The 7,884-nt window shown below is 72.9% G+C and carries 8 protein-coding genes and 1 pseudogene; 6 read left to right on the forward strand and 3 right to left on the reverse strand.

Features of this window, described 5'->3' with window-relative positions; genetic code table 11:
- Nucleotides 1–193: 193 nt before the first annotated feature.
- On the reverse strand, nt 194–589 hold the full coding sequence (locus AB0H32_RS45000; RefSeq protein WP_361134449.1) for a helix-turn-helix transcriptional regulator: 396 nt from the start codon (nt 587–589) through the stop codon (nt 194–196).
- 114 nt (nt 590–703) lie between these two features.
- Between AB0H32_RS45000 and AB0H32_RS45005 the strand changes: the two genes are divergently transcribed.
- The 4 genes from AB0H32_RS45005 to AB0H32_RS45020 all read left to right on the forward strand — a co-directional run bounded on the left by AB0H32_RS45005 (nt 704) and on the right by AB0H32_RS45020 (nt 4,480).
- A complete protein-coding gene (locus tag AB0H32_RS45005) occupies nt 704–1,942 on the forward strand; it encodes an MFS transporter (RefSeq protein WP_361134452.1) in 1,239 nt (412 codons plus the stop codon).
- A 484-nt stretch (nt 1,943–2,426) separates the two neighbouring features.
- Complete coding sequence (dhaK, locus tag AB0H32_RS45010; RefSeq protein ID WP_361134455.1) at nt 2,427–3,419, forward strand: dihydroxyacetone kinase subunit DhaK; 993 nt, start codon at nt 2,427–2,429, stop codon at nt 3,417–3,419.
- Nucleotides 3,420–3,465: 46 nt separating this feature from the next.
- Nucleotides 3,466–4,068 carry a dihydroxyacetone kinase subunit DhaL gene (gene dhaL, locus AB0H32_RS45015; RefSeq protein WP_361134458.1) on the forward strand — a complete coding sequence of 201 codons (603 nt, stop codon included), beginning with the start codon at nt 3,466–3,468 and terminating at the stop codon, nt 4,066–4,068.
- A 1-nt stretch (nt 4,069) separates the two neighbouring features.
- Complete coding sequence (locus AB0H32_RS45020; RefSeq protein WP_361134461.1) at nt 4,070–4,480, forward strand: PTS fructose transporter subunit IIA; 411 nt, start codon at nt 4,070–4,072, stop codon at nt 4,478–4,480.
- 76 nt (nt 4,481–4,556) lie between these two features.
- On the opposite strand, the gene AB0H32_RS45025 is transcribed toward AB0H32_RS45020, so the two are convergent.
- Nucleotides 4,557–5,252: a glycoside hydrolase family 75 protein gene (locus AB0H32_RS45025; protein WP_361134464.1), complete on the reverse strand. Its 696-nt coding sequence runs from the start codon at nt 5,250–5,252 to the stop codon at nt 4,557–4,559.
- A 377-nt stretch (nt 5,253–5,629) separates the two neighbouring features.
- On the opposite strand from AB0H32_RS45025, the gene AB0H32_RS45030 reads away from it, so the two are divergent.
- Nucleotides 5,630–6,610, forward strand: a complete 981-nt coding sequence (locus AB0H32_RS45030) for a fibronectin type III domain-containing protein (RefSeq protein ID WP_361134467.1) — start codon at nt 5,630–5,632, stop codon at nt 6,608–6,610.
- A 229-nt stretch (nt 6,611–6,839) separates the two neighbouring features.
- Nucleotides 6,840–7,391, forward strand: coding sequence for a hypothetical protein (locus tag AB0H32_RS45035; protein WP_361134470.1), 552 nt, complete (start codon nt 6,840–6,842; stop codon nt 7,389–7,391).
- A gap of 14 nt (nt 7,392–7,405) precedes the next feature.
- Here the strand turns inward: AB0H32_RS45035 and AB0H32_RS45040 are convergent.
- A pseudogene (locus AB0H32_RS45040) lies at nt 7,406–7,884 on the reverse strand (hypothetical protein); the annotation flags it as partial.

Raw genomic sequence — 7,884 nt, forward strand, 5'->3', positions numbered from 1 at the left:
ATACGTTGCCCAGCCATGGTCACTGGCAGTTACACAGGCCGGGCTGACATCAATGCTGACGGCTGCCGGGGTGGGCGCGCCTGGGCTGCGCTGGTTCCACATGCTCCTACGAAGCGACCCAATCCGCGCATCGGTGCAGGTCAGGGCGAAAAGCTCCAGAAACGGAGATCCGCATGCTTCGGAGCCCAGTGGCTCAGGTCCCCTCCGGCGGCGTCCAGGCCGCGACCAGGTCCAGGAGGCCGGGGAAGCGGGCGTTCAGGTCCCCGACACGCACCTGACTGCGGCGCTCCAGCCCGTACTGGCGCTGCCGGGTGACGCCGGCCTCGCGCAGCGCCTTGAAATGGTGGGTGAGGGAGGACTTGGGACGGTCGAGGCCGAACCAGCCGCAGGTGTGGTCGAACCGCTCGGACTCCAGCAGGAGTTTGCGCACGATGACCAGGCGCAGCGGATCGCTCAGCGCGGCCAGCACGCTCTCCAGGCGCAGGTCCTCGACCGCCGGTTCCGGCAGCGGTTCGGGCAACCCTTCGGGCTCCGGCAGCACCTTGACGGCCGGTGCCTGCGCCCGCACGGCGCGCGTCGTCGACGGCATGGGCAGCTCCTCATGACCTGAAATCCCTTGTACGACTTCGATCGTACAGGATGTTATGTTCGAGAAAACTCGTACTGACGAGCACGCGTCGTGCATGCGTGGAGGGGATCTGTCATGCCCGAGAGTCGAACAACGGCGCCCTTGCGGGCGAGGAGCGGGCCCGGCCGCCCGGACGCTCCGACCTGGTGGGTGTGGCTGGCCGCCTGGCCGGTGACCGCCGTCTTCGTCCTGTCCAACGCGGCGACGCCGCTGTACGTGCTGTGGCAGCGCGACATCGGGTTCTCCAAGGGCACCCTGACCGTCGTCTTCGCCTTCTACATCGTCGGCCTGATCGGATCCCTGCTCGTCTCTGGTGTGGTGTCCGACCGGCTCGGGCGCAGACCCGTCCTACTGCCCGCCCTCGGCCTCGCCCTGGCCGCCTGTCTGGTCTTCGCGACGGCGTCCACCGTGCCGGCCCTGATCGTCGCCCGGCTGTTCACCGGTGTCGCCGTGGGCGCCGTCGTCTCGGCGGGCATGGCGGCGGTGAGCGACGTCGCAGGCCCCGCCCGCAGGCGGCTGGCGGCCCTGCTCGCCTCCTGCGCGATGGTCTTCGGAGCCGGTCTCGGACCGCTCCTGGCCGGCATCCTGTCCGAGACCCTGCCCGGCCCCACCGTCACCGTCTTCGTCGTCGAGGCGGTGCTGCTCGCCACGGCGGTGCTCGCCGTGCTGCGCATGCCCGTGCCGCGGCCCGCGGCGCCGGCCTCGGGCCCCTGGATCCGCGTGCCGGCCGTGCCGCGCGGCAGCGGCCTTCGACTCGCCCTCGGCATCGCGGTGTTCGCCCCCGGCATCACCGCGACGTCCTTCGTCCTCTCGCTCGGCCCCTCCCTGCTCTCCAGCCTGCTCGGCACCACCGGCCGGATCGTCGCCGGGGCCATGGCCTTCGCCATGTTCCTGACCGCCACCGGGGTGCAGTTCGCCGCACAGCGGCTGCCCGGACGCAGCGTCCTGACCGCCGGAGCGGCCGCCACCGCCCTCGGCATGGCCGCGCTCGTCACCGCCGTGCACAGCGCGTCCGCCCCCGTGCTCATCGCCTCCGCGCTGCTGGCCGGGGCCGGTCAGGGCCTGGGCCAGCTCGGGGGGCTCTCCCTGCTCAACTCGGCCGTTCCCGCGCAGCGGCTCGCAGAGGCCAACGCCGCACTCAACGTGGGGGGTTACCTCCCCGCCGGGCTGCTGCCGGTCTCCGCGGGCTACCTCAGCGACACCATCGGGCTGACCGACGGCGCGACCGTCTTCGGCATCGCCCTGCTGAGTCTCGCTGTCATCGGCGGTGTCGTGGTCGTCGCGGCCCGGCGCCGACTGCCCGAGGGCCTGTGACCCGGTCCGGCCGACGCCCGCGCACCCGCACCGGCGGCAGCCGCGGGGCCGCCCCCGGGATGGCCGTGCGCCGCAGACTCGTCGGCGTTCGCCGCAGTCGCCCTCGACGCCGGGGCGCGCGACTGGACGCTCGCGCCGGCCGTGGCGATGGCGCCCGGCTTCGCCCGGAGCCCGCAGACGCCGGCCGCGGGCGTCGCGGAGCAGGACCTTCACCCGGCCATCCGTACACACGACTGCGCCCGGACACGGCACCGACTCTCGTGGGCGACGGAGGATGACCTTCGCTGCCCCAGGGCCGATACTGAGGAACAGGACTCCCTTCGTCTGTCATCAAGCAGACCCCGAGTTGCCTGATGACCCGTCAGTAAGGTCGCCGTTTGGTTCAGCATCAGTCGTTCCGCCGGGGTCAGTGACCGGCCGCACCCAGCTTGACCAGGGAAAACACAGGTCAGAGACGCACTGCTAGGCTTCTTAGGAGATACAGATGAAGATGCTGATCAACGTCCCCGAGACCGTGGTGGCGGATGCGCTGCGGGGTCTGGCGGCGGCTCATCCGGACCTGACCGTGGACGTGGAGAACCGGGTGATCGTACGCCGGGACGCTCCGGTGGCCGGGCAGGTCGCGCTCGTCTCGGGCGGCGGGTCGGGGCACGAGCCGCTGCACGGCGGATTCGTCGGCCCGGGGATGCTCTCGGCGGCCTGTCCGGGAGAGGTGTTCACCTCGCCGGTGCCGGACCAGATGGCGCGGGCCGCGGCCGCCGTCGACAGCGGGGTCGGCGTGCTGTTCGTGGTGAAGAACTACACCGGTGACGTGCTCAACTTCGACATGGCCGCCGAACTCGCCGAGGACGAGGGCATCCAGGTCGCGAAGGTACTGGTCAACGACGACGTGGCGGTCACCGACAGCCTGTACACGGCCGGGCGCCGCGGCACCGGTGCGACCCTGTTCGTGGAGAAGATCGCGGGGGCCGCCGCGGCCGAGGGACAGCCGCTGGAGCGGGTGGAGGCCGTGGGGCGCCAGGTGAACGAGAACTCCCGCAGCTTCGGTGTCGCGCTGACCGCCGTGACCACCCCGGCCAAGGGCTCCCCGACCTTCGATCTGCCCTCCGGAGAGCTGGAGTTGGGCATCGGCATCCACGGCGAGCCGGGCCGGGAGCGGCGGGCCATGATGACGTCCGGGGAGATCGCCGACTTCGCGGTGCACGCCATCCTGGAGGACATGCCCCCGCGCAATCCCGTGCTCGTCCTGGTCAACGGCATGGGCGCCACTCCGCTGCTGGAGCTGTACGGCTTCAACGCCGAGGTGCAGCGGGTGCTCGCCGAGCGGGGCGTGGCCGTGGCCCGCACCCTCGTCGGCAACTACGTGACCTCCCTCGACATGGCGGGCGCCTCGGTCACCCTGTGCCAGGCCGACGAGGAACTGCTGCGGCTGTGGGACGCGCCGGTGAAGACCCCGGCGCTGCGCTGGGGGATGTGACAGGGCGGACGAAGCGGCCAACATCCCTACCACGCAAGGAGATCCAGTGCTCGACGCCGATTTCTTCCGCCGTTGGATGACGGCAGCCGCCGCGTCCGTGGACCGGGAGGCGGAGCGGCTCACCGCCCTCGACTCGGCCATCGGGGACGCCGACCACGGCAGCAACATGCAGCGCGGTTTCGCCGCCGTCATGGCCGCGCTGGAAGAGGAGGCGCCGGACACGCCGGGCGCCGTCCTGACCGCGGCCGGGCGCCGGCTGATCTCGACGGTCGGCGGAGCGTCCGGGCCGCTGTACGGCACGCTGCTGCGCCGGGCCGGCAAGGCGCTCGGGGATGCCCCCGAGGTCAGCGAGAAGCAGCTGGCCGAGGCGTTGCGAGCGGGCGTGGACGGGGTGATGGCGCTGGGCGGGGCGGCACCCGGCGACAAGACCATGGTCGACGCCCTGCTCCCGGCCGTGGACGCGCTCGGCGACGGCTTCGCCGCCGCACGGGCGGCCGCCGAGGAGGGCGCGGTGGCCACCACCCCCCTGCAGGCGCGCAAGGGCCGGGCCAGCTACCTCGGGGAGCGCAGCATCGGTCATCAGGATCCGGGAGCCACGTCCTCGGCCCTGTTGGTCGCCGGGCTCGAAGAAGCGGCGGCGGGAGCCTGAGGTGGGTGAACACAAGCGGGTCGGCATCGTGCTGGTGTCGCACAGCGCGGAGGTCGCCACCTCCGTGGCCGAGCTGGCGAAGGGGCTGGCGGGCGGGGCCGCGGGGGTGCCGGTCGCCTCGGCCGGCGGCACCGAGGGCGGCGGGCTCGGCACCAGCGCCGAGCTGATCTGCGCGGCAGCCGCTTCCGTGGACCGGGGTGTGGGGGTCGCGCTGCTCACCGACCTCGGCAGCGCGGTGCTCACCGTGAAGGCGTTGCTCGCCGAGGGTGACGAACTTCCGGACGGTGCACGGCTGGTGGACGCGCCGTTCGTCGAGGGTGCGGTGGCCGCGGTCGTCACGGCGGCCACGGGTGCGGACCTGGACGCGGTGGAGGCTGCGGCCGTGGAGGCGTACAGCTACCGGAAGGTGTGAGACCGCCGCCCACGGGCCCTCGCCCGCGCCCCGCCCCGTCCTGGCGGGCAGGAGGGAGACGGTACCCGTCCCGCTCTCATCGGCGCCCGACGAGCAGCCGGGCCAGCCGCTCTCCCTCTCTCGCCGCTGCTTTGCGGTCCTCGATGGGCGTGACCCGCGTGTGCTTGAAGACGATGTACGTGACACCGGAAGCCGCTCCGCCGAGCCGCGGATCGCACCGGATTCCGAGGCCCCGTGCGGTGGCGTAGGAGGCCTCGCCGATGAGATCCCGGGGACCGGTGTCACCGACGACCGCGTACTGGACCCGGCCCTTGTAGATCACGGCCGCCAGAGAGCCGCCGCCGATGCCCTGCGCCCGGGGGTTCCAGAGGCCACTGGGCGCCGGAATCACGATGTAGGGCAGGTGCTCGGCGCTCAGATGACGGCCGTCGGACTGCTGGTAGGCGGTGGCGGCCGTGAAGTACGGGTCGACCCTGCGGTTGCAGCGGGCGGTGGGCCGCCCGTCGCAGTCGACGTCCAGATCGGCCTTCCAGAACACCGCCCCGCTGGTGCCGCAGACGGAGACGGTGGCGGCAGCACCGTCGTCGGTGCGGTAGCGGCCCCGCGAGACCTTTGTGCAGGTGTGCACCCGGTCGAGCAGGTCGGCAGCGGTCACCGGGCTCTTGCCGCGGGCGACGGGCGCCGGATTCGGCGGGGCGGCTGCGGCCGAAAGCGCCGTCGGGGCGAGCAGGGCGGCGCCGGCCGCGGCCAGCGTCAGCGACTGAACACGCACTCTGAGAAACCCTCCCCTAGGGGACATTCCGGACATTATGCCTACTTCGATACAGGCATACGGGAACGGCCGCCCCGATGGGGCCGGATGGAGCATCGCCCGGACATCCCGCCAGGGGACAGCAGGGGCCGGGGGCCTGAGCCGGCGTCAGGCCCAAGCGCCCCCGGCCGCCCGCGTCGGCGCGGTTCCGGCGACGACAGCGTTCCGCGCCTTGGCGCGAACTCCCCTGGTTTCCTGGCGAGTTCGGCCACAGGGAGACCTCAGCATACGTAACTCCCCCCGCGAGTCACCAACACGGCCCCCTTGCCCCGGCCGCACCAGTCGGGTCATATTGGTCCGGACCTTTGCCGTGATGCCGTCCCCCGGGAGGCAGAGCCGTGCGACGCGTTCCCCTTCCGCCCGCGCTGGTCTGCGTGGCTGTCCTGCTGCTCCCGTCCTGCGGCTGGAGCGGTGCGGCCGACCAGGACGAGGGCCGGGCGCCGGGGGCTCCGACGGGCGTCACCGCGGCCGCCGGGAGCGCCACGAGCGTGCATGTGATGTGGAACATGGTGCCGGACGGGCCCGGGGTCCGCGCCTATGAGGTGTTTCGCGGCCCCACGAGGGTCACGGAAGTACCGGGCTCGCAACACATGGTGGACGTCACCAGGCTCAGGCCGTCCACCGTGTATGTGTTCACCGTGCGGGCCCGGGACGCGGACGGCCGTCTGGGGCCGCCGAGTCGCGCGGTGCGGGCGCGGACGCCTGCCATGGTGGCGGCCGACCGTTCGGCCCCGACCCGCCCGCAGCAGCCGGCCGGCCGGGCGGTCGGCAGCCGGGCGGTCCAGCTGTCCTGGGCCGCCTCCCGCGACGACCGGAGCGTGGTGTCGTACGAGATCTACCAGGGCGGTGCGAAGATCCACCGTGTCGGCGGGAACCAGACCGCGACCGTGGTCACCGGGCTTCGCCCCGGCACCCGGTACGTCTTCACCGTGCGGGCGCGGGACGCGGCCGACAACCTCTCGCCCGCGAGCGCGCCCGTCCGCCTCACCACGCCGGGCTCCGACGACGGCCGCGACACCGCGCCGACCGGCTTCACGGCGACGACCCACCGCTCGGCCGGGGCGTACTACCTCGATCTGTCCTGGGATCCGCCGCGCGTGGACGGGGTGATCACGGAGTACCAGATCCGGCTCGACGGCGCCGCGACCACCTCTCTGGTGTGGGGCGGCGACCCGCCGCGCGGCCGGGCCCGCTACAGCTTCTACGTCGGGCAGGACGCGGGGGCCGAGCACCGGGTGCGCCTGCGGGCGCGGCTGCCGGACGGGACCTGGGGCGGGTTCTCGGCGGAGCGGACCGTGACCACGGGCGTGACGGGCTGAAGGACGGCATCGGGGCAACGGGCGCGACGGTCCGAGGACGGCATCGGGGCAACGGGCGCATTCGGCAAGCCGGCCTGCACCGGACGGAGGAATCCGTCACCTGGCCGGGTGCACCCCGGGTGCGGCCCGGGCCGGGGACGCTTTTGCTGCATCTGAGGCAGCACGGACGTTTCCCGACCCTCGGCGGCGCATGGGACGTACCGCCAACCGTGCCGCCGGAGGCCAGCCAATGCGAAACTCCCGATTTCTTCTCCGCTCCGGCCTGACCCTGGCGGCTGCCGCCGCGCTCCCGGCCTCACTGGCCGCGCCGTCCACCGCGGCCTCGGGAATCTCCGTGAGCACCACCGGGTCCACGGTCTCGGTCGTCACCAGCTCGTGCACGCTGAACAACGGCAGCTGGGGCAACGCCTCGCTCCTCGGCAGCCGCCAGGCTAACTTCGCCCAGGGGCGGCAGGTGGCCCTGTCCGGCACGACCATCAGCCAGTCCGCGGCGTGGTCCGGAGTGAGCCCGGGGACGTACACGGTGGTCGTGGTCTGCTCCAACGGCTCCACCGCCGGCACCCAGTCCGTCATCGTCTCCGCGGCTGCTGCCGCGCCTCGCGTCCCCACGACCTCCTCGACGTCCAAGTCCGCGCCCTCACGCGGCGTGATGGGCGGCGTCGGCGGCGCGGCCCGCGACTACGGCCCGCTCACCGTGGGCATCGGGGCGGCTCTGGTGGGCTCCGGCGTCATCGCCGCCGCCTGGTTCCTGCGCCGCCGCTCGAAGCCGTACCGGCTCTGAGCGGACCGCGGTCCTCAGCCGGACGCGCCGTTCGCCGGATGTGGTTCCGGGTTGGCTTCCGGGTCCGGTTCCAGGTCCGGATCCGGTTCCGGTTCCGCGTCCGGCTCCGGTTCCGGGCCCGGCCCTGATCCCCGTGCTTCGCCGGGCAGTTCGGCGAACTCCTTCAGGGCGTGGGTGAGCCACTGGGTCCAGAAGGTCTCCAGGTCGATGCCCGCCCGCAGGACCAGATGGCGCAGCCGGTCCTGCGGCGCGTCCCGGTCCGGCGGGAAGTCACGCCGCTCGATCTCCTCGTAGCCGGCCAACTGCCTCTGGTGCAGCTCCAGATGGCGGCGCAGGTCGGCCTCCAGGCCCGCCGTGCCGACCACCGCGGCGGCACGCAGCCGCAGCAGAAGGACGTCCCGCTGCGGTTTGGGGTCCTGGGCGGCCGAGGTCCAGCGGGCCAGTTCGGCGCGGCCCGCGGGCAGGACCTCGTAGCTCTTCTTCTGCCCCCGGG

Source organism: Streptomyces sp. NPDC020362, from assembly GCF_040642095.1.
Classification (GTDB): Bacteria; Actinomycetota; Actinomycetes; order Streptomycetales; family Streptomycetaceae; genus Streptomyces.

Excerpts from the sequence above, each read along its gene's own strand:
- dhaK (WP_361134455.1), top strand. The coding sequence starts at position 2,427 with ATGAAGATGCTGATCAACGTCCCCGAGACCGTGGTGGCGGATGCGCTG.
- AB0H32_RS45035 (WP_361134470.1), top strand. The coding sequence starts at position 6,840 with ATGCGAAACTCCCGATTTCTTCTCCGCTCCGGCCTGACCCTGGCGGCT.
- AB0H32_RS45000 (WP_361134449.1), bottom strand. The coding sequence starts at position 589 with ATGCCGTCGACGACGCGCGCCGTGCGGGCGCAGGCACCGGCCGTCAAG.
- AB0H32_RS45005 (WP_361134452.1), top strand. The coding sequence starts at position 704 with ATGCCCGAGAGTCGAACAACGGCGCCCTTGCGGGCGAGGAGCGGGCCC.